General features: G+C 39.4%; 1 protein-coding gene and 1 pseudogene. Both read left to right on the top strand.

The genetic code is table 11. From position 1 onward, the window contains the following. Positions 1-275: pseudogene (locus AC1DTM_RS31080) on the top strand (GTP 3',8-cyclase MoaA); the annotation flags it as partial. Between the two features lie 17 nt (positions 276-292). Next, positions 293-554: ThiF family adenylyltransferase (locus AC1DTM_RS31075; RefSeq protein WP_477001773.1), on the top strand; the 262-nt coding region annotated here is incomplete at its 3' end.

Below are 554 nucleotides of genomic sequence, written 5' to 3'. Positions count from 1 at the left end.
ATACAGAAGTTGGATTTATTACTTCTGTTTCTGAGTCATTCTGTTCTTCTTGTATGAGAGCTCGTATTTCGGCAGATGGTAAATTTTTCACGTGCTTATTCAGAGCAGATGGAACAGATTTACGAACGCTTCTTCGGGAAAATATTTCTGATGCATCATTATTAAAAATTCTAAAAGGTGTATGGGAGTACAGAAAAGATCGGTATTCAGATGAACGAACGGCAGAAAGTACAAAAAATCGTCCTAAAATTGAAATGTCTTATATTGGTGGATAACGAAAGGAGGATTCTGCATGGAAGAGCGTTATTCAAGGCAAGTTTTATTTTCTGGAATTGGTGAAATGGGCCAAAGAAAAATAAGAGAAAAGCATGTGCTCCTAATCGGTGCGGGTGCACTAGGAGCTGCAAATGCGGAAGCGCTAGTTAGAATGGGAATTGGGAAATTGACAATTGCTGACCGTGACTACGTCGAATGGAGTAATTTACAGCGGCAACAGTTATATACAGAAGAAGATGCACAGCAGTGTAAACCAAAAGCAATTGCAGCTGCAGAAC

The sequence above is a fragment of the Bacillus sp. P4_D3 genome, from assembly GCF_056401855.1.
The sequence above is the reverse complement of the archived record's forward strand: the minus strand, read 5'-3'. Positions and strand labels throughout refer to the sequence as shown.